21 protein-coding genes are annotated in these 20271 nt (G+C 72.6%); 16 read left to right on the top strand and 5 right to left on the bottom strand.

Annotated features, from left to right (window positions below):
* From JX575_RS16245 to JX575_RS16225, 5 genes are all read left to right on the top strand, one after another.
* Nucleotides 1-510 carry a DinB family protein gene (locus JX575_RS16245; RefSeq protein ID WP_186339115.1) on the top strand — a complete coding sequence of 170 codons (510 nt, stop codon included), beginning with the start codon at nucleotides 1-3 and terminating at the stop codon, nucleotides 508-510.
* A gap of 78 nt (nucleotides 511-588) precedes the next feature.
* Nucleotides 589-1887: an extracellular solute-binding protein gene (locus JX575_RS16240; protein ID WP_241005213.1), complete on the top strand. Its 1299-nt coding sequence runs from the start codon at nucleotides 589-591 to the stop codon at nucleotides 1885-1887.
* The gene (locus tag JX575_RS16235; protein ID WP_186339114.1) at nucleotides 1884-2780 is read left to right on the top strand and encodes a sugar ABC transporter permease; all 897 of its coding nucleotides are present in this window, start codon (nucleotides 1884-1886) and stop codon (nucleotides 2778-2780) included. The genes JX575_RS16240 and JX575_RS16235 overlap by 4 nt, the downstream gene beginning before the upstream one ends.
* Nucleotides 2781-2787: 7 nt before the next feature.
* On the top strand, nucleotides 2788-3603 hold the full coding sequence (locus JX575_RS16230) for a carbohydrate ABC transporter permease (RefSeq protein WP_186339113.1): 816 nt from the start codon (nucleotides 2788-2790) through the stop codon (nucleotides 3601-3603).
* Between the two features lie 130 nt (nucleotides 3604-3733).
* Nucleotides 3734-3955: a hypothetical protein gene (locus tag JX575_RS16225; RefSeq protein ID WP_186339112.1), complete on the top strand. Its 222-nt coding sequence runs from the start codon at nucleotides 3734-3736 to the stop codon at nucleotides 3953-3955.
* 50 nt (nucleotides 3956-4005) lie between these two features.
* On the opposite strand, the gene JX575_RS16220 is transcribed toward JX575_RS16225, so the two are convergent.
* Nucleotides 4006-4737 (bottom strand): matrixin family metalloprotease, encoded by a 732-nt coding sequence (locus tag JX575_RS16220; RefSeq protein WP_186339111.1) that lies wholly within the window; start codon nucleotides 4735-4737, stop codon nucleotides 4006-4008.
* A 96-nt stretch (nucleotides 4738-4833) separates the two neighbouring features.
* Between JX575_RS16220 and JX575_RS16215 the strand changes: the two genes are divergently transcribed.
* Entirely contained in the window at nucleotides 4834-5589 is a 756-nt protein-coding gene (locus tag JX575_RS16215) for an MOSC N-terminal beta barrel domain-containing protein (protein ID WP_186339110.1), read from the top strand.
* A 52-nt stretch (nucleotides 5590-5641) separates the two neighbouring features.
* On the opposite strand, the gene JX575_RS16210 is transcribed toward JX575_RS16215, so the two are convergent.
* Nucleotides 5642-5962, bottom strand: coding sequence for a hypothetical protein (locus tag JX575_RS16210; protein WP_186339109.1), 321 nt, complete (start codon nucleotides 5960-5962; stop codon nucleotides 5642-5644).
* A 175-nt stretch (nucleotides 5963-6137) separates the two neighbouring features.
* Here JX575_RS16210 and JX575_RS16205 point away from each other — a divergent pair, with 175 nt between their 5' ends.
* Together JX575_RS16205 and JX575_RS16200 are read left to right on the top strand one after the other, a co-directional pair.
* Nucleotides 6138-7505, top strand: a complete 1368-nt coding sequence (locus tag JX575_RS16205; protein ID WP_241005457.1) for a GntP family permease — start codon at nucleotides 6138-6140, stop codon at nucleotides 7503-7505.
* Complete coding sequence (locus JX575_RS16200) at nucleotides 7502-8020, top strand: gluconokinase (protein WP_186339107.1); 519 nt, start codon at nucleotides 7502-7504, stop codon at nucleotides 8018-8020. Before JX575_RS16205 ends, JX575_RS16200 begins: the two co-directional genes overlap by 4 nt.
* Before the next feature lie 11 nt (nucleotides 8021-8031).
* Here JX575_RS16200 and JX575_RS16195 read toward each other — a convergent pair whose 3' ends face one another.
* Nucleotides 8032-9600 carry a bifunctional NAD(P)/FAD-dependent oxidoreductase/class I SAM-dependent methyltransferase gene (locus tag JX575_RS16195; RefSeq protein WP_186339106.1) on the bottom strand — a complete coding sequence of 523 codons (1569 nt, stop codon included), beginning with the start codon at nucleotides 9598-9600 and terminating at the stop codon, nucleotides 8032-8034.
* Between the two features lie 66 nt (nucleotides 9601-9666).
* Between JX575_RS16195 and JX575_RS16190 the strand changes: the two genes are divergently transcribed.
* The 7 genes from JX575_RS16190 (at nucleotide 9667) to JX575_RS16160 (ending at nucleotide 16967) form a co-directional block, all read left to right on the top strand.
* Nucleotides 9667-10227, top strand: coding sequence for an XRE family transcriptional regulator (locus JX575_RS16190; protein WP_186339105.1), 561 nt, complete (start codon nucleotides 9667-9669; stop codon nucleotides 10225-10227).
* A 123-nt stretch (nucleotides 10228-10350) separates the two neighbouring features.
* Complete coding sequence (locus JX575_RS16185) at nucleotides 10351-11034, top strand: AIM24 family protein (protein ID WP_186339104.1); 684 nt, start codon at nucleotides 10351-10353, stop codon at nucleotides 11032-11034.
* A gap of 342 nt (nucleotides 11035-11376) precedes the next feature.
* Complete coding sequence (locus JX575_RS16180) at nucleotides 11377-14730, top strand: ATP-binding protein (protein WP_186339103.1); 3354 nt, start codon at nucleotides 11377-11379, stop codon at nucleotides 14728-14730.
* Nucleotides 14727-15164 (top strand): roadblock/LC7 domain-containing protein, encoded by a 438-nt coding sequence (locus JX575_RS16175; protein WP_186339102.1) that lies wholly within the window; start codon nucleotides 14727-14729, stop codon nucleotides 15162-15164. Before JX575_RS16180 ends, JX575_RS16175 begins: the two co-directional genes overlap by 4 nt.
* Nucleotides 15165-15177: 13 nt before the next feature.
* On the top strand, nucleotides 15178-15546 hold the full coding sequence (locus tag JX575_RS16170; RefSeq protein ID WP_186339101.1) for a DUF742 domain-containing protein: 369 nt from the start codon (nucleotides 15178-15180) through the stop codon (nucleotides 15544-15546).
* Nucleotides 15527-16123 (top strand): ATP/GTP-binding protein, encoded by a 597-nt coding sequence (locus tag JX575_RS16165; protein ID WP_241005211.1) that lies wholly within the window; start codon nucleotides 15527-15529, stop codon nucleotides 16121-16123. Before JX575_RS16170 ends, JX575_RS16165 begins: the two co-directional genes overlap by 20 nt.
* A 16-nt stretch (nucleotides 16124-16139) precedes the next feature.
* On the top strand, nucleotides 16140-16967 hold the full coding sequence (locus JX575_RS16160; protein WP_206054426.1) for an ABC transporter substrate-binding protein: 828 nt from the start codon (nucleotides 16140-16142) through the stop codon (nucleotides 16965-16967).
* Between the two features lie 24 nt (nucleotides 16968-16991).
* Here JX575_RS16160 and JX575_RS16155 read toward each other — a convergent pair whose 3' ends face one another.
* On the bottom strand, nucleotides 16992-17990 hold the full coding sequence (locus JX575_RS16155) for a (p)ppGpp synthetase (protein ID WP_277395301.1): 999 nt from the start codon (nucleotides 17988-17990) through the stop codon (nucleotides 16992-16994).
* A 100-nt stretch (nucleotides 17991-18090) separates the two neighbouring features.
* On the opposite strand from JX575_RS16155, the gene JX575_RS16150 reads away from it, so the two are divergent.
* Nucleotides 18091-18696 (top strand): hypothetical protein, encoded by a 606-nt coding sequence (locus JX575_RS16150; RefSeq protein ID WP_186339098.1) that lies wholly within the window; start codon nucleotides 18091-18093, stop codon nucleotides 18694-18696.
* Between the two features lie 45 nt (nucleotides 18697-18741).
* On the opposite strand, the gene JX575_RS16145 is transcribed toward JX575_RS16150, so the two are convergent.
* Nucleotides 18742-20193, bottom strand: a complete 1452-nt coding sequence (locus JX575_RS16145) for a phosphodiester glycosidase family protein (RefSeq protein ID WP_186339097.1) — start codon at nucleotides 20191-20193, stop codon at nucleotides 18742-18744.
* Nucleotides 20194-20271: the final 78 nt, after the last annotated feature.

Raw genomic sequence — 20271 nt, 5'->3', positions numbered from 1 at the left:
ATGGACGTGCGAGGAGTGCTCACCGAGGGCTTCGGCCGGATCACCGAGATCTACGACGGGATCGCCGACGGCCTCGACGACGAGACGCTGCACCACCGCCCCGACGGGGTCGGCAACCCCATCGGCTGGCTGCTGTGGCACCTGGCCCGGGTGCAGGACGACCACATCGCCGACCTCGCCGGGGAGCGGCAGGTCTGGGAGCGGTTCCAGGACCGCTTCGGCCTGCCCAACGGCACCGACGACGTGGGCTACGGCCACACCAGCGAGCAGGTCGACGCCCTGCGCATCGAGGACCCGGCCCTGCTCGTGGACTACCACCACGAGGTGACGCTCGCGACCGCGCGCTACCTGCAGACCGTCGACGAGGCCGAGCTCGAGCGGGAGGTCGACCAGCGGTGGGACCCGCCGGTCACCGCGGGCGTACGCCTGATCAGCATCGAGGCCGACTGCCTCCAGCACCTGGGGCAGGCGGCCTACGTGAAGGGACTTCTCGGGTCGCGCTCCTCCTGACACAGGGGGGAGGTCGGGGCCAACCCCTAACCTGATTAAGGTAGTCGAGTTAGTCGCCAAATCCGAAAGGACATCGCCATGCCCTCCTCCCACCGACCGATCAGCATCGACCGCCGGAGCTTCATGGGGTTGGTGGGCGCCGCCGGCATCGCGTACGCCGCCAGCTCCTGCGCCGGGCCCGGCTCGACGTCCGGTGGTGGTGGCACGGCTCCCTCTGGTGGATCGGCCACCGACACCATCTCGTTCGCCCACTGGCGCGCCGAGGACCAGCAGGTCTTCGACTCGATCATCACCGGCTTCGCCGATGCCAACGCCGACGCCGGGGTCAAGCAGGACATCTCGCCGTCGCAGGACTACCAGTCCAGCGCGATCCAGCGGTTGCGCGGCGGCGAGGTCGGCGACGCGTTCACCGCCTTCCGGGGCGCGCAGTTCGAGGACATGGTCTCCGCCGGTCTCTTCGCCGAGCTCGGCGACCAGGACTTCGTCTCCCGCTACAGCGACCGCTTCACCCCCGTGGGCCAGAAGGACGGCACCCAGTACGGCCTGCCCTACCAGGTCGTGTTCCTGATGCCGATCTACAACGTCGACCTCTTCGAGAAGGCCGGAGTCTCCGAGCTGCCGCAGGACTGGGACGGCTTCCTGGCACTCTGCGAGCAGCTGCGCTCGGCCGACGTCACCCCGATCGCCTGGCCCGGCGGCGACGCCGGCAACGCCGCGCAGCTGTTCAACGCGATGACCATGAACAACGCGCCGTCGGACGACTTCGGCACGAAGATCGAGTCCGGCGACTACAAGTGCACCGACGACTGGTTCCTCAAGACGCTCGGTCAGTACGCCGAGCTGGCGCCCTACATGCAGAAGAACGCCACGGGGAGCGCACCCGAGCCGCTGCAGCAGCTCTTCACCGAGCAGAAGGCCGCCATGCTGGCCACCGGGAGCTACCACATCGCCGCCACCCGGGCGCTGGGCGCGGAGTTCGCGATGGACCTCATCGCCCCGATCACCACGTCGGCCGGCGAGGCGCGCTACGAGGGGGTGCACAACGCCACGTTCATCCTCGGCGTCAACGGCAGCTCCGACAAGCAGGAGACCGCCGTCGCGTGGCTCGAGCACCTCTCCGACCCCGAGGTGGCCGGCGAGTACGCCAACGGCACCGCCCAGCACGTGACGGTCGAGGGGGTCGACTACACCAACCCCGACCTCAAGCGGATCGAGCCCTGGCTGTCGAGGAACACCGCCCTCGCCCCGCGCTACCAGTTCCTCGACCTCGACGTGGAGGCCGCGGTCGAGGCGGCGTGCGTCGCCGTCGTGGGCGGCCAGTCGCCGGAGCAGGCGGCCGAGGAGGCACAGAAGATCGTCGACGAGCAGATCGGATGAGGAAGCCCGACGGGCCCGGGCGACCACACCCGGCGCTCTACCTCTTCCCCCTGCCCGCCGTCGCCCTCTACGTCGTCTTCTTCGTCATCCCGACGGTGCAGGCGGTGCAGTACGCCACCACCGACTGGGACGGCTTCAGCCCCGACTTCGAGCGCGTCGGCGCCGACAACCTGGTCAAGCTGGCGACGGGCGGCGACTCGCTCTTCACCACCGCGCTGACCAACAACCTCAAGTTCCTGCTGGTCGTGGTCGTGCTCCAGACGCTGCTCTCGCTCGGTCTGGCGCTGATGCTGCTGCGCACCACCAAGGCGTCGGTGTTCCTGCGCTCGGTCTACTTCCTGCCCACCATCTTGTCCTCGGTGTCGGTCGCCTTCATCTGGCGCTTCGTCTACGACCCCAACGTCGGACCGGTCAACCAGGCCCTCGGTGCCGTGGGGCTCGACCAGCTGCAGTCGGGCTTCCTGGGCAACCCCGACCAGGCGATCTACTGGGTGGCGATGACCCAGGTGTGGGCCCACGCGGGCCAGCTGATGGTCATCTTCATCGCCGGGCTGCAGCAGATCCCCGAGGACCTCTACGAGGCCGCCCGCCTCGACGGAGCCGGTCGCTGGCACCAGTTCCGGCACGTCACCTGGCCGCTCGTGGCGCCGACCACGACGATCGTCGTCGCCTACACCACGATCCAGTCGTTCAAGGCCTTCGACCTGATCCTCGGCCTCGGCGGCAACCCGCCGCGCCGCTCCCTCGACATCTTGTCGACGCGCATCTACACGACGTTCACCAACGCCGAGTTCGGCTACGCCGCGGCCGAGTCGCTGATCTTCATGGCCATCATCCTCGCCGTGACGTTCCTGCAGCGCCGTGCGCTCAAGCTCACCCAGAGGGGAGCGTGAGGACCCGGTGACCGCCACCCTGGGCCGCCGGGCGCTGCTCGGCCTCTACGCCCTGCTCATCCTCCTGCCGCTCTCGCTGGTCCTCACCGGCAGCTTCAAGACCACCCCCGAGCTCTTCGACTCGCCGTTCGGCCTGCCGGGCTCGGTGAGCCTCGACAACTACCGCACGGTGCTGGGCGACCAGGCGATGTCCACCGCGCTGCGCAACAGTGCCCTCGTCACCGCGGGCGGCGTCGCCCTCACGCTGCTGCTCGCGATCCTCGCGGCGTACGGCGTCGCGCGCATCCCCGGCTGGCGCGGGTGGGCGATCCACGGCTTCCTGGTGCTGGGGATGGCCGTGCCGGCGCAGGCCAACATGATCCCGCAGTACGTCCTCTTCGACCAGCTCGGCCTGCTCAACAGCCTCCTCGGACTGGTGCTGATCGAGACGGTCGTGTGCCTGCCCGTGGCGGTCTTCATCCTCGCCGGCTTCATGCGCACGCTGCCGCCGGAGCTCTACGAGGCCTCGGCCCTCGACGGAGCGGGGCCCTGGCGCACCCTGTGGTCCATCGTGCTGCCGCTGTCGCTGCCGTCGATCGCGGCGACCGCGATCTTCCTGGTCGTGATCCAGTGGAACGACCTGCTCTACCCGCTGCTGTTCATCCAGACGCCGGAGAAGCGCACCCTGCCGCTCGCCCTGCTCGACTTCCAGGGCGAGTTCCTCACCAACTACCCGCTGCTCTTCACCGGCGTGCTGGTCGCCTCGGCGCCCCTGGTGGTGGCCTACGTCTTCCTCCAGCGCTACTTCGTCGCCGGGCTGACCGCCGGCTCGGTGCGCGGCTGACGTCCCCTCCACCGTCGGCTCCGGAGCCGACGACGCGGCGCCGAGCGAGCGGGTGTCGTGAGCGATCATGACGGCATCTTGAGGACGTGGATGGGCCCGGATGCGGGTCGGCGAGGCATACTTAGGGGTGATGACCTCTCAGAGCGGCCGACGGCCCAAGCACCTCCCCAGCAGCCCCTTCAAGCCTGCGGTCGAGCCCGTGGTCGAGGTGTTCGCGGTCGGTGACCGCGTCACCCACGACCTCTACGGGCTCGGGCAGGTCACCCACCTCGACAGCCACGCGGTGACCGTCGACTTCGGGTCGAAGTCGGTGCGGATCGCGCACCCCTACCCCAAGCTGCACCACCTCTGAGGCGCTTCCAGCTGGCGCCGCGACGCGGCGACCGCGCGCCGTGACGGCGGTCAGCGGCAGGGCAGCGAGCCCAGACGGGCCAGACCCTCCCGGTCGCCGGGACCGAGCTCCACCTGCCCGGTGTTGTCGGCGTACATCAGCTCCATCGGCTCCTCGATGTGGCCGAGGCCGACCACGTGGGCCAGCTCGTGGAGCACGATGGCCTCCATGGTGCGCGGCTGCTCGGCCACCGCCGCGGGCGTGAAGGCATCCAGGTCCAGCACGACGCTGCCGCTGACGAAGGTCAGGTGTCCGGCCGACCCGCGCTCGGCGACGGCCCCGCCCACGCCCGCAACCTGACCGGCCAGGTCGGCGTACTCGGTGTCGTCACCCCAGCCGATGACGACCGGGTCCGGCCGGCCGAAGAGCCTCCCGCCACCGGGGAACGGACGCTCGTCGGTCTCACCCTCGTCGGCGAACGCCAGGCCCGTCGCCGCGCTGATCCGCCTGATCGCCCCGTCCACCAGTCGCCGTCCGCCCGGCGGCTCGCCGGCCGGGTTGATCCGGTAGCGGATCTCCTCGCACGGGTCCCACCCGACCGGGTCGCCGGTCCCGCGCTGAGTCATCGCCCATGTGAACGCACCGCCCTGCCCGACGACGCGGGGCGCGGACAGCGGCCGCTGGGCCTCCATCCCGATCGCCCGGCGCAGAGTCTCCATCTGCTCGGCCGGGTGCCACGCCACGACCGCCGCGAGCATGGTCGCGGTCAGGAGCATCGTCAGCCAGGTCGAGGAGCGGGACACCTGCCCAGTGTGGCCGGTGGGTGGCGCGGGGACAGGGGATCACGTCAGATGCGCCGCTGTCCGCGGCGCGCGTGAGCGACGTGCCACCATGGCCGCATGCCGGCCGAGCTCGTCGTACGCCAGGCCGGGTTCGCGCCGGTCAAGGGCATGCGCCACCTGTCCCTCCCGGCGATCGACCTCGACGCGCACGGCGCCCTGGGTGACCGCTCGCTCTGTCTCGTCGACGTGGACCGCGCGCGGGTCCTCAGGACGGTGCAGCACCCGTCGCTGATCGGTGTCGTCGCGCGCGTCGCCGACGACCTCCTCGACCTCACGCTCACCACGGGCGAGTCGCTCTCCGCTCCCGTCGTCCCCAGCGGCCGCAGCGTCACGTGCGACTACTGGGGCCGGCAGGTCCTCCTCGAGCTCACCGAAGGTCCCCACGCCGAGCTCCTGTCCGACTGGCTCGCCGTGCGTGTGCGCCTCGCGGCCGCGCCGCGCGGGGGAGTCGTGTTCGGCGAGCCGCTCACCGTCGTCGGCACCGCCTCGTTGCGTGACCTCGCCGGCCGGGTCGGGCACGCCGGGCTCGTCGCCGAGGCGGCGCGCTTCCGGTCGACGCTCGTCGTCGAGACCGAGGAGCCCTACGTCGAGGACTCGTGGACAGGACGGGAGCTGGTCGTGGGTGGCGCGACCGTGCGGATAGGCGGCCCGGTGCCACGGTGTGCCGTCGTCGACCACCACCCGGTGACAGGGGAGCGGGACGTGCGGCTGCTGAAGGCGCTGGCGCGCGAGCGTCCGGTCAACGGTGCCGGCGAGCCGATGCTGGGGGTCTACGCGGGCTGCGTGCGCCCGGGCCGGGTCGTCACCGGCTGACCTGTCGCTGGGGCGGCGTCGAGCTGGGTCGAGCACGCCCTCGAGTGAGCCGTCAGTGACCGACGCGCCGGTCGGCCTGGCGCGGCACCACAGGCCCACGGTCGATGTCGGCGAGCTCTCGGCGAGCGAGGTCGAGGGCGCCGAGGAGGGCCCCCAGGGCGTCGATGGTGTCGTGCGCGGCGGTGTCCCACCGGTCCCAGTGCGAGCCCCGGTGGAGGGCCGCACCGCCCTGCCACGCCACGACGAGCCTGTCGACGCTGAGCTCTGCGTCGCGTCGTCGCGCGTCGATCTCGGCGACGCGGGCGGCCAGGCGCGAGGAGTCGGCCGACGGCTTGGGACGGTGGTGGTGGTGCAGGTGGCCCGAGATGATCATTGCGGGTCGTTACCCACCCGGTCCCCCCGGTTACACCCCACTTGACGACACCTAGACGGAACCGTGACGCACCCTTGCCCAACAGCGAGCCTGCCCACGGCCCGCCCGAGGTCCTACTCTGGACCGACCCACCGCCCACCGCCCACCGCCCACCTCGGAGGCCCACGTGGACACCATGACCCCTGCCTACGGCGCGGGCACGCTGCTGACGATCGCCGCCCTCGCCGTCGCCGTGCTCCTGCTCCTGATCATCGTCCTGCGCATGCACGCCTTCGTGGCGCTGGTGCTGGTCAGCCTGGGCACCGCGGTCGCGGCCGGCGTGCCCCTGGCGGACGTGCCAGCGATATCGATCGCCGCCTTCGGCAGCACGCTCGGCAACGTCGCCCTGCTCGTCGGGCTGGGCGTGATGATCGGGCGGATCCTCGAGGTGACGGGTGGCGCGCAGGTGCTGGCCGACACGTTGGTCAGTCGCTTCGGGGAGAAGCGCGCCCCGCTCGCCCTGGGCGTCGCCGCCCTGTTGTTCGGCATGCCGATCTTCTTCGACGCCGGGCTCGTGGTGTTCCTCCCGATCATCTTCTCGGTCGCCAAGCGGTTCGGCGGCTCGGTGCTGATGTACGCCCTCCCGGCCGCGGGAGCGTTCGCCGCGATGCACGCGATCGTGCCGCCCCACCCGGGCCCGGTCACCGCTGCCACCGAGATCGACGCCAGCATCGGTCTGACCCTGCTGGTCGGTGTCGTGGTGGCGGTCGTCGCCTGGATCGTCGGCGTCTACGTCGTGACCACCGCCTGGCTCGGCAAGGTGGACGTCCCGATCGACGACTCGGTGCTCACCGGCGGCCGCGAGGCCGACACCGCCAACCCACCCGGCTTCGCGCACGTGCTCGGCATCCTGCTGCTGCCGGTGCTCCTCATCGCCGCCAACACGATCTTCACCACCCTGCGCACCAACGGCTCCATCGCCGAGGACGGCGTGCTCGTCGACGCGCTGATCTTCACCGGGCAGACCCCGGTCGCGCTGCTCATCTCGCTGCTCGTGGCGACCTACACCCTGGCCGTGCGTCGCTACTCGCGCGGCGAGACCGAGCACCTGCTCAACGAGTCGCTCGGCCCGATCTGCGCGATCATCCTCATCACCGGTGCGGGCGGGATGTTCGGCGGCGTGCTGCGCTACAGCGGCATCGGCGAGGCGCTCTCGGACTCGCTCGCCGACATCGGGCTGCCGCTGATCGTCTCGGCCTTCGTGATCGCCACCACCCTCCGCGTCGCGCAGGGCTCGGCCACGGTCGCCCTGACCACCACCGCGGGGTTGATCTCGGCCGGCGTCGCCGACGCCGACCCCTCGTCGCTGCAGCTCGTGGCACTCGTACTGGCGATCGCCGCAGGCGCCACCGTCCTGTCCCACGTCAACGACTCGGGCTTCTGGCTGGTCGGCCGCTTCTTCGGGATGGACGTGCGGACCACGCTGAGGACGTGGACGGTGCTCGAGACCACGCTCGGCGTGAGCATCTTCGTGCTCGCCCTCGGCATCTGGGCCGTCGGATGACGGCGTCCGAGGCGGCTCCTCGCCACCTCGTCTTCATGGGCGTCTCCGGGTCGGGGAAGTCGACGGTGGGCCGTGCGGTGCAGGAGCGGTTGGGCTGGGAGTTCGCCGAGGGCGACGACTTCCACCCCCCGGAGAACGTCGCCAAGATGCGCGAGGGGATCGCGCTGGCCGACGCCGACCGCTGGGGATGGCTGGAGTCGCTGGCCGCCTGGACCGCCGAGCGCGACGCCCGCGGCGAGCCGACGATCATCACCTGCAGCGCCCTGCGCCGCGCCTACCGCGACGTGCTGCGGCGCGGCGGCGAGGGCACCTTCTTCGTGCACAGCACCGGCGACAAGCACATGCTGCTCGAGCGGATGAGCGCCCGCGACCACTTCATGCCGCCGAGCCTGCTCGAGTCGCAGCTCGACACCCTCGAGCCGCTGCAGCCCGACGAGCACGGGATGGACATCGACCCCGCGCTGCCGGTCGACCGGCTCGCCGCGATGGTGCTGGCGAGGCTCGACCTGCCCTGACCCGGCGGGCCTCAGCCGACCCGCCGCGCCCGGAGCACGGAGTCGCTGACGGCGATCTGCTCCCCCGACCCGGGGTGCGCCTGGGTGCGGGAGCGGGTCTCGCACGTCTCGACCACGAAGCCGTCCGGAAGGCCCGGCAGCAGCGACTCGGGGGTGAAGAGGAACGAGTGGTGGCCGTGCCTCATGCCGGTGGCCCGGTCGCCGGGGTGGTGCCCGACGACCAGCAGCGTGCCGCCCGGCGCGACCGCGGCGGCGAGGCGTCGTACGAGCTCGGGCATCGCGCCGTCCGGCAGGTGCATGAACTGCGAGGAGACCAGGTCCCACGTCTCGCCCGCCGCGTCGAAGGTGCGGACGTCGACGCGGCGGGTGGCGACCCGCTCGCCGACGCCGGCCTGCGCGGCGTGCTCGGACGTGCGGGCCAGCGCGGCGTCGGCGAAGTCGATGGCGGTGACGTCCCACCCCTGCCGTGCCAGCCAGACGGCGTCGCCGCCCTCGCCGCACCCGACGTCGAGTGCGCGGGCCGGCGCCAGCGAGGCGACCTCGGCCTCCAGCTGGGCGTTGACCCGACCGCTCCACACGCGCTCGCCGGCGTAGCGGTCCTCCCACGCCGGGCGCTCGAACATCCCCGCCCGTCGCGCCTCGACCGCGCGAGCAGCGTCCGCGGCCGCGAGGTCGCCGTTGATCCACGCACCGACGCGGGTGCCGTGGGCCGCCGAGGCCATCAGCGTCATCGAGATGTCGGTGGCGTTGCCGGCGGCGAAGACGCCGGGAACCGTCGTGGCGCCGTTGGGCTCCACACCGATCACGGACCCCAGGACGGCGCCACCCATCTCGACGGGCTGCGGCTCGATGCCGAGCGGGGCGAGGTGGTCGGCACGCACGTGCGGCCGCGACGCCACCACGATCGCCTCCCGCTCGAGCACCGAGCCGTCGGCCAGGCGCAGCCCGACGAGCCGCTCGCCGTCGGTGACGACCTCCCGCGGCGTGCCGTGCTCGACCCGTACGCCGATCGCGCCCAGCCTCTCCAGCTCGTCGTCGGCCAGCTCGACGCCGTCGTGCACGATCATCACGACGTCGGCGGAGAGCTGGCCGAACAGCAGGCCCTGGTGGCCGGCCATCGGCGAGGTCGCGAGGATCGCCAGCGGCCTGTCGCGCACCTCCCAGCCGTGGCAGTAGGGGCAGTGCAGCACGTCGCGGCCCCACCGCTGCGCCAGCCCCGGCACGTCGGGCAGCTCGTCGACCATCCCGCCCGTGACCAGCACCCGGCGGGCGCCGTAGCGCCGTCCGCCCTCGGTGGTGACCAGGAAGGCGTCGGCCTCGCCGGACACGCCGACCACGCGGTCGGCGAGCACCTCGACGCCGTAGGCCGCGACCTCGGCGCGGCCGTCCCCGAGCAGCTCCAGCGGCGCGACGCCCTCGCGCCCCAGGTAGTTGTGGGCGTGGCCGGCGGGGGCGTTGCGCGGCTCGCCCGCGTCGACGACCAGGACGGACCGCCTCGACCGGCCCAGCGCCATCGCGCCGCTCAGGCCGGCGACGCCGCCGCCGACGACCACCACGTCGTACCTCTCGTTCTCGCTCATGCGGCGAGCATGCGCCGCCGACGGCCGGTTTGACAAACATCCTTGCCGAAGTGGCAAAATCGCGGCATGGGCGACGAGGCGGTGCTGCGGGGCGTGGGCACCCGGCTGCGCCAGCTGCGGCTCGAGCGCGAGGCGACCCTGAGCGACCTCGCGGAGGAGACCGGCATCTCGGTGAGCACGCTGTCGCGGCTCGAGTCCGGCCAGCGCAAGCCCACCCTCGAGCTGCTGCTGCCGCTCGCGCGCGCCCACCGCGTCGCGCTCGACGAGCTGGTGGACGCGCCCGAGACCGGTGACCCGCGCATCCGCTCGAAGCCCGTCGTGCGCCACGGCCGCACATTCATCTCACTCACCCGCCGACCCGGCGGGCTGCAGTCGTTCAAGATGGTGTTGCCGGTCGAGCGCGACCCCCGCCCGACCCTGCAGACCCACGAGGGCTACGAGTGGCTCTACATCCTCAGCGGCCGGGTGCGCCTGGTGCTCGGCACCCGCGACATGCTGCTCGAGCCCGGCGAGGTGGTGGAGTTCGACACCCGTACGCCCCACTGGATCGGCAACCCCGGTCCGACGCCGGCCGAGGTGCTCGCGATCTTCGGGCCGCAGGGCGAGCGGATGCACGTCCGCTCCTGAGAGGTGGGGCGGCGCCGCGGAGCGCGGTCGGATGTGCCGGGGCCTCGCCGCGGCTGTCGGTAGGGTGCCTCGCGAGGCGACCGGGAGCGGCCGCCGACCACCATCTCGAACGCCGGGGGAACGATGCGCAGCGAGCTCTTCGACCAGACCAACCAGGAGAACGCGACCACGGAGCGCTTCAGCCTGCACCACCGCAAGACGCTGCGGGCGGTGCTGGGCGAGCCGGTGCTGGCCGCCAAGGGCTCGATGGTCGCCTACCAGGGGCAGGTGACCTTCGAGCACAAGTCGGCCGGGTCGCTCGGCAAGATGATGCGCCGGCTGGTGACGACCGAGGACACGCCGCTGATGACAGTGTCGGGACAGGGCGAGGTGTTCTTCGCCGACAGCGCCAAGGACATCTTCCTGGTGCACCTGGAGGGCGACGGGCTCTCGGTCAACGGCACCTCGCTGCTCGCGATGGACGCCACGCTCGACTACGACGTCCATCGCGTCAAGGGTGCCGGGATGATGAGTGGCGGGATGTTCAACACGCTCATCCAGGGTGCGGGCACCGTCGCGCTGACCAGCGACGGGCAGCCGCTGATCCTCGACTGCTCGCAGTCCCCGACCTACGTCGACGTCAACGCCGCGGTGTGCTGGTCCGCCAGCCTGGTCCCGCAGGTCGTCAGCTCGATGAACGTGCGCTCACTGGTGCGCGGCGGCACGGGCGAGGCGTTCCAGTACGCCTTCCAGGGCCCGGGCTTCGTCGTCGTCCAGCCCTCGGAGGGCCCGGTCGTCCCGCCCCACAACCACGGCTCCGGCGGCTGACGCGCCCCACGCCGCGGACGGGATCGCCGCACCGGGCCGCGGGCGCCCGCCGTTGACGGGTGAGGAAAGGGTTGCGGTTCTCCTGCCGCTGGGCGAGGATCTGGCCGGTCGTCGCGGTGCATCTCGGACGCGTCGACCGGGTCGGTGAGGCTCCACCACGGTGCGTCTCGCGATCCCGGTCGACGGTGGACGGGCTGTGCCTCTCACGGCTCCCATACACCCCCGCGACCCTGGTTCTGCGAAAACGCCACGGAATGTCGCCGAACTCCTTAGGTTGAGCCTGCGCCGGTCATGCCGGTGCGTTCTCGACTTCGACGTAGGGCTCACACAGGCGAGGCACACATGACTCAGGACGCAGCCCAGACCCGGAAGGGTGTGGGCCACTCGGTCGCCGGTTGGCCGCTCGGCCGGAAGATGGCCCTGGCCCTCGCGATCCCGCTGCTGCTCGCGGCCCTGCTCAGCGGCCTGCGGGTCACCGGCGACTACGGCGACTCGCGTCAGGCTGCGCGCAGCGCGCAGCAGGTGACCGTCATCCAGCCCGCGATCGACTACCTCACCGCGTCCGAGACCGCGATGGTGGCCGCACAGTCCGACAGCGCTGCCAGCCAGGGCGACCTGATCGACTCCATCAGCGACATCTCCGAGAACGCCGAGGCGCTGGTGCGCGCCCGTGACGAGGCCGACCTCGACGAGCTGCAGGCCGCCCACGTCAACGCCCTGCTCGACCTCAGCCAGGCGATGCGCGGCGAGGGTGCCGAGACGCTCGGCCCGGCCACCTGGATCGCGCTCGTCCGGCAGCTCGAGTCCAGCGTCTCGCAGCTCATCACCAGCGTGAACGCCGCGCAGGAGACGCCCGAGCCGCGCCTCGAGCAGCTCTCGCAGGCGATGAGCGGGCGGCTGTCACTCGCGCTGCAGCAGGGCCTGCTCGCGACCACGTTGTCCCAGTCGAGCTCGCAGGAGCTCTTCTCCGAGATCGGCGTCGAGGCCGCGGCCATCGACCGTCTCGCCGGGTCGGTGGAGGGCGTGAAGGACCAGACCGCCCTCCTTCGCACGCAGAACACCCGCCACGCCGGCCAGATCCGCGACGACGCCGCCACCGACCTCGACGGCCGTGACGCGTACGCCCCCTACGACGCGATCACCGAGAGCCTCGTCAGCGGGGTCACCGCGACCCTCGACGACGCGGCCGGAGCCGCGCAGCGCAACGCGTTCGTCGGCGCCGTGCTCACCCTCCTGGCCCTCGCCGCGGCGATCGCGCTCGCGTTCTTCATCGCCCACAGCCTCCTCGACCCGATCGGCAGGGTCCGCGACGGTGCGCTGGCCGTGGCCCGCCACCGCCTTCCCGACGCGGTCTCCCGCATCCGCGCCGGCCAGGAGCCCGAGCCGATCCGGCCCATCGACGTCCACACCGACGAGGAGGTCGGCCAGGTCGCCCGGGCGGTCGACGACCTCCACCGCCAGGCCATCCACCTCGCGTCCGGCGAGGCCCAGCTCCGCCAGACCGTCAACGCCATGTTCGTCACGCTCTCGCGCCGCTCGACCTCCCTGGTCAACCAGCAGCTCGCGCAGATCGAGCGCCTCGAGCACGACGAGGAGGACCCCAAGCGCCTCGAGTCGCTGTTCCGACTCGACCACCTCGCCTCGCGGATGCGGCGCACGGCCGACTCGCTGTTGATCCTGGCGGACGCCCCCAACCGGGCCGCCGGGCAGTTCAGCCTGACCGTCGGCGAGGCGCTGCAGGCGGCGACCTCCGGCGTGCAGGACTACCAGCGCGTGCAGATCCTCTCCAACCTCGGCACCCGCGTGGGCGACGAGGCCGCCGCCGACGTCGTCCACCTCCTCACCGAGCTGGTCGACAACGCGCTGAGCTTCTCGCCTCCGGCAGAGCCCGTCAGGCTGGCCGCCAAGGAGAGCCCCGACGGGGTGAGCATCACGATCACCGACGCCGGCCTGGGCGTGCCGCCCGCCGAGCTCGAGCAGCTCAACAACGACCTGCAGCACGGCGCCGAGGCCACCCCCGACACGGCCCGCCGCATGGGCCTGTTCGTGGTGTCCCGCCTCGCCGAGCGTCACGGCATCCGGACCCACCTGGCCCGCAACCCGGGCGGCGGCATGACGGCCACCGTCCACCTCCCGCTGTCGATCCTGCCCGACCTGGCACCGGCGGGCGCCCCGGCGCCCACGGCCGAGGCGAGCAGCACCGCCCCCTCGCCGAGGGTCGGCGCGGACCTCGTCGGCGCCGCGGCCGGCGACGCCCCGGCTCTGTCCAAGCGCGAGGCGCGCAACCGGGCCCGCGCTGAGAAGGCCGAGGCCAAGGCCGCCGAGCGCGCCGCCGCCGCCGAGGCCAAGGCCGCAGCCAGGGCCGCCAGGGCCGAGGCCGACCTGGAGCCCGTCGCGACGGGTACGACGTCCGCTGGGACCGACGCCGCTGCCACCCCGGCGCCCACTCCCGCTGCCGCCCCCGCTGCCAGCCCAGCGCCTGCTCCCACCCCCGCCCCGGCTGCGTCCGCCCCGGCTGCGTCCGCCTCGTCCGAGCCGACTCCCGACCGACCGCCGCTCGGCACCCTGCTCCCGCGCCGCGCCCCCGGCGCCAACATGCCGCTCACCGGCGCGGACGCGTTCACGCCCCCTGAGACCTCGGGCGCCACCGGACCGCTCTTCGGCAAGCGTCCCGAGCCCTCCGGCGCGAAGCCCGACGCGGCCGCCGCCGGGAGCTCCCCCGCCGAGCGCGCCGAGCGTGTCGCGCGCGTCGTCCCGATCACCGCCCTCGCCTCGCGCCAGCGGGCGCAGGCCGAGCAGGCGGCGCACTTCGAGGCGCCGGCGGCGTCCTCTGCGGACACCTCCGCGCAGGACGAGACCTCCGCCGACATCGCGGGCGAGCAACCGGTCGAGCACCCCCGGGCGCACGACCCGCTGTCCGACCCGCTCCCCGCCGGCGCGTTCGACGACCCGTTCGCCCCCGAGCGGTCCGACCCTGGGCCGTCCGCCGCCGAGCCGTTCGCGGCCGACCCTGCCCCCGTCGAGCCGTACTCGGCCGACCCGTTCGCCGCCGAGCCGTTCGCGGCCGAGCCCACCCCCGCCGAGCCCTACTCGGCCGACCCGGCACCCGCTGCCCTGGTCGCGCACCACCGCGAGGTGGAGGTCGACGCGGACGACCCGCTCGGCCTGGGCACGCCCGCCCGGCGGCAGCCGGTCGCGGAGCCGGAGCCCGAGCCGGTGGCGCCCTACGACGCGGCCGCGCTCCTCACCGAGGGCGCCGACCACCGCGCCAACGGGCACCGAGCCGACGGCCACACCGCCGACGGCCACCCGATCGGCGGCGGCCTCGGCCTGCCGACCCGCGGCGCCGAGCCGGCCCGATCCGGCGGCGAGTCGCCCATCTTCAAGTCGATGCGCTCGGGCTGGCTGGCCGGTGCCGGCGAGGGCGAGTGGCACCAGACCGAGGTCGACCGCGGCTGGGAGCTCGCCGAGCAGGTCACCGAGCCGGCTCCGGTCGCCGAGTCGACACCCGCCGGCCTTCCGCGACGCGCACCCGGCGAGCGCCTCGTCCCCGGAAGCGTGACGCCCCCCACGGCCGCCAAGACGCGCGACCCCGAAGCGATCCGCCGGCGCCTCCAGGCCCACACCGCGGGAGTCTCCCGCGGGCGACGCGCAGCCCAGAGTTCCACCCAGCACACGGAAGCAGGACCCTCATGACTCACGACACCTCCGCTGCCCCCGCCGCCAGCACGGCTGGTGACGACCGAGACCTCGACTGGGTGATGTCGCGATTCGTCGACGACGTGCCCGACGCGGCGCACGCGATCCTCGTGTCCGCCGACGGTCTCCTGATGGCCTCCAGCACCAGCATCCCGGGCGAGCGCGCCGAGCAGGTCGCGGCCGTCTCGTCGGGCCTCGCCAGCCTTGCGGTGGGCGCGGCCCGGCTCTTCGAGGGCGGGTCGGTGATGCAGACCATCGTCGAGATGGAGATGGGCTTCCTGATGCTGATGAGCGTCGGCGACGGGTCCAACCTCACCGTGCTGACGACCGAGCAGGCCGACATCGGCCAGGTGGGCTACGAGATGGCCCTGCTGGTGGACCGCGTGGGACGTACCGTCGAGGCCCAGGCCCGCGTCGGTACGGGCGGCTGAGCGGGCTCGTGCCGTGACGCCTCCAGACGACCCGGACGCCGAGGGCTACCGCCCCCGGTTGATCCGGTCCTACACCCTCACCGCAGGCAGGACGGCCGCCAAGGTCGAGCTGGCCATGGAGGCCACGCTCCGCCTGCAGGCAGGGGTGGAGGCCCCGGTGCTGTCACCGTCGGCTGCGCAGGTCCTCGAGGTCTGCGACCGGCGCTCCGTGGCCGAGGTGTCGGCTCTGACCAAGATGCCGATCGGCGTCACCCGGGTGCTGCTGGGCGACCTGATCGAGCAGGGCCTGGTCCGCATCCAGGCCACCATCACCGACAGCACGTCGACAGATGAGCGTCTCGAGCTCATCGAAAGGACCCTCCGTGGACTTCGAAACTACTAAGGCACAGCGGGCGGCTGCGTCGACGAAGATCGTCATCGCCGGCGGCTTCGGGGTCGGCAAGTCGACGCTCGTCGGCGCGGTCTCGGAGATCGACCCGCTGCGCACCGAGGCACTCGTCACCAACGAGTCGGAGGGCGTCGACGACCTCGCCGCGGTGCCCACCAAGGCCACCACGACCGTCGCGATGGACTTCGGCCGCCTGACCCTGGCCGAGGACCTCGTCCTCTACCTGTTCGGCACGCCGGGGCAGCGCCGCTTCTGGTTCATGTGGGACGACCTGTGCCGCGGCGCGATCGGCGCGATCGTGCTGGTCGACGTGGCTCGCCTCGATGAGTCGTTCTCCCCGCTCGACTACTTCGAGTCCAAGGGCATCCCGTTCATCGTGGCCGTCAACGAGTTCGACGGCGTCCCGCGCTACCCCACCGAGGAGATCGCCGCGGCGCTGGCCCTGCCCGCGGACGTGCCGATCATCAGCCTCGACGCCCGCGACCGCGAGCAGGCCAAGGGCGCGCTCGTGAAGATCACCGAATACGCCCTCATGCGACTGCGCGAGTCGCTCACCGTGAATGCGAACTGACGCCATGACCCGCAGCATGACCCGCACCATGACCCGCACCCCTCGACGCGCCGGCCCCGCCCGCACCGCGCTCGCCGCCCTGTCGTCGGTGGCCCTGATGGCCACCCTGAGTGCCTGCGGCGGCAGCGCCAACGCCGACGAGGCCGACGCGCTGAGCGACGTGTCGCTGGTCTTCAGCGGCGCGCTCACCGTCTGCAGCGACATGCCCTACGCGCCCTTCGAGTACGAGAAGGACGGCAAGCCCACCGGCTTCGACATCGACCTGGTCCGCAAGGTCGCCGACGAGCTCGACGCCGAGCTCGACGTGATCGACGTGTCGTTCGACGACATCACCTCGGGCACCTCGCTCAACAACGACGTGTGCGACCTCGCCATCTCGGCGATGACGATCACCGGCGAGCGCGCCCGCGTGCTCGACTTCTCCAGCCCCTACTTCGACGCCAAGCAGGCACTCATCACGCCGCGCGGCTCCGGGCTCGACTCGCTCCCCGAGCTCGCCGGGATGCAGGTCGGCGCGCAGAAGGAGACCACCGGCGAGACCTACCTCAAGGACTTCGCCCCGGACTCCACCCAGATCGTCACCTTCGACGACGCGGCCGGCCTCGAGGCGGCGCTCGCAGCGGGCTCGCTCGACGCGGCGATGCTCGACAACACGGTGTCCGGACAGTTCGTCACCTCCAACCGCAGGCTCAAGCTCGCCCGCGAGTTCGAGACGGGCGAGCAGTACGGCATGGCGGTGAAGAAGGACGGCAACATCCCGCTGCTGCGCACGATCAACCGCACGCTCGCCGAGCTCCGCGAGGACGGCACCTACGACGAGATCTACGCCACCTACTTCAGCTGACGGCTCCGGCTGGTCGCTGCCCGCTCAGCCCTCGGGGGTGGTGAGCTTCTCCAGCCGGGCGCGCAGCAGCGGCACGCGGTGGCTGTTGCCCTCGAGGGTGACGTACTGCTCGCCGAAGATCGCGAGCAGCGCGTCGTCGAGGCGGCGCACCGCGCCGGCGGGGTAGCGGTAGCCCATCCGGCGGATCACCGCGTCGGCGTCGACGGACGTGAGCAGGTCGTCGAGGTCGTCGACACTGTCGATGCCGAGCTCGGCGAGCAGGCCGGCGATCCAGTCGTAGTGGTCGGTGTGCGACCAGCCGGCGTCGCTGTAGTGCCCGGCGAGGAAGGTCGCGAGCTCCTGGCCGACGATGTGGTCGGCGTCGGCCTCGGCGGTGCTGCCGGGCGCGGCCGCCTGGATCCGCTCGCGGATCGTCGCGAACTCGCGGTCGGCCAGCTCGATCAGGCCGGCGGCCAGCGTGAAGCGGCGGTCGAGGTCGGCGGCGGCGTCCTCAGGCACGTTGCCCTTGTAGCGGATGTCGTGCTCGAACTCGGCCCACGCGTGCTGGAGCACCGTGCGCACCTGGACACTGGCGCGCTCGCCGACGAGCTCGGGGTGCTCCTCGGCCGCGTCGGTGCGCACGAGGAGGTGCCGGCTGGCGTAGCCGAAGCGGCCCGCGCGCGCGGTCTCCTCGCCCAGGTCGCGGTCGTCGAGGATGGTGAGCTCGTCGTCGAGCAGCTCCGCGACGGCCGCGACGTCGCTGTGGACGTAGGTGATCACCCGGACGCCGATCTGGTCGGTCACCTGCTCCAGCGGGTCGGGATAGACCAGCCGGCCGTCCAGGGCCCGGTTGGCCTTGGCCGCGAACGACGCGACGCTCTTGGTCCGCCCGGTGACGCTCAGGTAGTCGATGCCCGCGTCGTCGAGCAGGGTGCGGATCAGCGTCACCCACCCGGCGGTCGCCGCGGCCAGCTGCGGCTGTCGGGCGGCGTAGGCGCGCACGGCCTCGCGTACCGGCTCGGCCTGGGTCTCGGGGCCACTCATGGCGCCAAGCCTGCCAGTGCAGGCGCCACGGCGTCGACGCGGCGTCCCGCGTGCGAGCCTGCCGGGGGAGCGGGACCCGCGTCGATATCGTCGGAGGACCATGACAACCTCACCGCGTCGCTCGGGCGCCCGCACCCGGTCCGCCTCCGCCCTCCTCGCCGCCCTGGCCCTCTCGGCGTCGCTCGCCGCCTGCGGGTCCGACGACGAGACCGCGACCGACCCGGCCGGCGCCTCGAGCACCCCCAGCCCGTCCGAGCCCACGACGTCCCCGTCGGAGTCGCCGTCGGAGTCACCGTCCGAGCCCCCTTCGGAGTCGCCCTACGTGCCGGCCGGCGCCGAGCCCATCGACGTCGTGGGGTCCGCCGGGGTCACCGAGGCCGTCGTCATCGGCGCGACGGAGGGCGGAGGGTCGCCCTCGACGATGGCGTTCGCGCTCGACACCGACCGGGCCGTCGCCGACTTCGTCGCCGACCTCGCTGCGGGCCTGCCGGACCAGGTGGCGGCCGTCGCGGCCGACCTCCGCGACCGCTCGCCCGACGCGACGCCCTACGGGGCGGTGGTGTCGACCGGGTGCGAGCCGCCACGCAGCGTCGCCATCGACGCGGGCGAGGCCGGCTTCCAGGTCGTGCCGGCCCTGCCGAAGAGCACCGTCCAGTGCTTGGCCCCGGTCACCTACGTCGTGCTGTTCGCAGCCCCCGACGCCTGAGCCCCCGAAGCGGGGCGGACACCGGACGCCGGCACTGCGCCGGCGTCAGGGGGTGGGCGGGGTGACCGGCGGCGTCGTGGGGGGCGGCGTGACGGTGGGGGTCGGCGTGGGGGTCGGCGTGGGGGTCGGCGTCACGGTCGGCGGCGGCAGGATCGGCACGACCGGCGGCAGGTCGCCGTGGTAGACCACGCCGAACCCGTTGGGCACGAGCCGCTCTGAGCCGTCGGAGGGCTCGTTGACGATCCCGAACGCTCCACTGCCGGTGCGGCTGTACATGGCCGAGGAGCCGCCGCCGTCGAGGTTGATGGCGTTCTCCGCGCCGAGCGCGGTCATGATGTCGGCGAGCTCGACCATCGTGTAGCCGCGGCTCACCGCGGAGCGCCCGTCGACCACGAGGATCAGCAGCCGGCGGCCGTCGGCGTCGATGCCGACCGCCGTGCGGGGGTGGGCGATCGTGTTGTTGACGACCGTGCGCACGCCGTTGACGAGCAGGGGGCGGTCACCGCTGATCGCGACGGTCGGCCGGCCGCCGACGATGCGCTGCGACAGGGTGATCTTCTTGCCGCGCTTGAGGTTCTTCAGCTTGCCGGCGGCACTGCCGGTGCCGATCAGCACGCGCTCCTTGCGGTGGATCTTGCGGCCGCTGGAGAGCTTGGGCCGGTTGGAGATGACCCGGTTGTTGCGCAGGACCACCTCGCGCGCCCGCTTCTTGCCCGAGGTGACCTGGTAGCCCTCGGTGCGGTTCCAGGCGGAGGTGAACACGCCGATCTGGCCCGGCGGGATGCTCGGGTGGTTGATGCCGCTGACCGTCCAGGCGCGGCGCTGACGGATCGTGTACTCCAGGCTCAGCGGGCTGACGTGCGGCCCGGAGTCGTCGAACCACAGGGACGAGTTGACCCCGGGGATCCACCCCTCGCGCGAGCCGGTGAGGACGCCCTCCTCGCGGTCGATCGAGACCCCGAGCGGGGCGTCGGTGCGGCCGATGTCGAAGAAGTCGCCGTTGACCGCGGCGAGCGCGTCGTTCCACCCGCCGAGCTGGCTGACCTTCTTGCGGCTGGTGACGAACGTGGGGGAGAGCTCCTCGAAGGACAGGTTGGGCGCGTCGAGGTTGACGGTCACCAGGTTCATCCGCACCTGCCCGACCGGCTGGCGCCCGTCGACCTGGTCCCACTCCCGCAGCACCACGCCGGGCGCGATCTCGTAGCTGACGTCGTTCTTCACCTGGACGGCTCGCCCGCGGGCGTTGACCGGCGGGCCGACGACGATGCCGGGCTTGCCGTCGGAGGTCTGGTTGCGCCCCCGGTAGCCGTCGGCGGCACCGGACGTCAGGCCCCGGCCGTCGACGCCGTCGCGGTCGTCGGCCACCGACGGTCCGGCGCCCACGTTGAGCGCGAGCCCGGCGGCGAGCACGCCGGCCGTGGCGAGCGTCAGCGCGCGCGCGCGGGCGGGCGCGGGACGGCGGGCGGACGAGTGGGAGCGGCGCGAGGAGGAAGGCACGCGTTCCAGAGTAAAGGACGTCGTGGGGCCGGTGGGACAATTGTGGTGTGCGGGTCGGTCGTGCGCGGCGGGGCTCCG

Origin of the sequence: Nocardioides sp. zg-1228, assembly GCF_017086465.1 — a bacterium.
Classification (GTDB): domain Bacteria; phylum Actinomycetota; class Actinomycetes; order Propionibacteriales; family Nocardioidaceae; genus Nocardioides.
This window is presented reverse-complemented; position numbering and strand designations above follow the sequence as displayed.

What these genes read in the sequence shown, in the direction of transcription:
- JX575_RS16245 (WP_186339115.1), top strand. Translation starts at nt 1, where the DNA reads ATGGACGTGCGAGGAGTGCTCACCGAGGGCTTCGGCCGGATCACCGAG.
- JX575_RS16240 (WP_241005213.1), top strand. Translation starts at nt 589, where the DNA reads ATGCCCTCCTCCCACCGACCGATCAGCATCGACCGCCGGAGCTTCATG.
- JX575_RS16235 (WP_186339114.1), top strand. Translation starts at nt 1,884, where the DNA reads ATGAGGAAGCCCGACGGGCCCGGGCGACCACACCCGGCGCTCTACCTC.
- JX575_RS16225 (WP_186339112.1), top strand. Translation starts at nt 3,734, where the DNA reads ATGACCTCTCAGAGCGGCCGACGGCCCAAGCACCTCCCCAGCAGCCCC.
- JX575_RS16215 (WP_186339110.1), top strand. Translation starts at nt 4,834, where the DNA reads ATGCCGGCCGAGCTCGTCGTACGCCAGGCCGGGTTCGCGCCGGTCAAG.
- JX575_RS16210 (WP_186339109.1), bottom strand. Translation starts at nt 5,962, where the DNA reads ATGATCATCTCGGGCCACCTGCACCACCACCACCGTCCCAAGCCGTCG.
- JX575_RS16205 (WP_241005457.1), top strand. Translation starts at nt 6,138, where the DNA reads ATGACCCCTGCCTACGGCGCGGGCACGCTGCTGACGATCGCCGCCCTC.
- JX575_RS16200 (WP_186339107.1), top strand. Translation starts at nt 7,502, where the DNA reads ATGACGGCGTCCGAGGCGGCTCCTCGCCACCTCGTCTTCATGGGCGTC.
- JX575_RS16195 (WP_186339106.1), bottom strand. Translation starts at nt 9,600, where the DNA reads ATGAGCGAGAACGAGAGGTACGACGTGGTGGTCGTCGGCGGCGGCGTC.
- JX575_RS16190 (WP_186339105.1), top strand. Translation starts at nt 9,667, where the DNA reads ATGGGCGACGAGGCGGTGCTGCGGGGCGTGGGCACCCGGCTGCGCCAG.
- JX575_RS16185 (WP_186339104.1), top strand. Translation starts at nt 10,351, where the DNA reads ATGCGCAGCGAGCTCTTCGACCAGACCAACCAGGAGAACGCGACCACG.
- JX575_RS16180 (WP_186339103.1), top strand. Translation starts at nt 11,377, where the DNA reads ATGACTCAGGACGCAGCCCAGACCCGGAAGGGTGTGGGCCACTCGGTC.
- JX575_RS16175 (WP_186339102.1), top strand. Translation starts at nt 14,727, where the DNA reads ATGACTCACGACACCTCCGCTGCCCCCGCCGCCAGCACGGCTGGTGAC.
- JX575_RS16160 (WP_206054426.1), top strand. Translation starts at nt 16,140, where the DNA reads ATGACCCGCACCATGACCCGCACCCCTCGACGCGCCGGCCCCGCCCGC.
- JX575_RS16155 (WP_277395301.1), bottom strand. Translation starts at nt 17,990, where the DNA reads ATGAGTGGCCCCGAGACCCAGGCCGAGCCGGTACGCGAGGCCGTGCGC.
- JX575_RS16150 (WP_186339098.1), top strand. Translation starts at nt 18,091, where the DNA reads ATGACAACCTCACCGCGTCGCTCGGGCGCCCGCACCCGGTCCGCCTCC.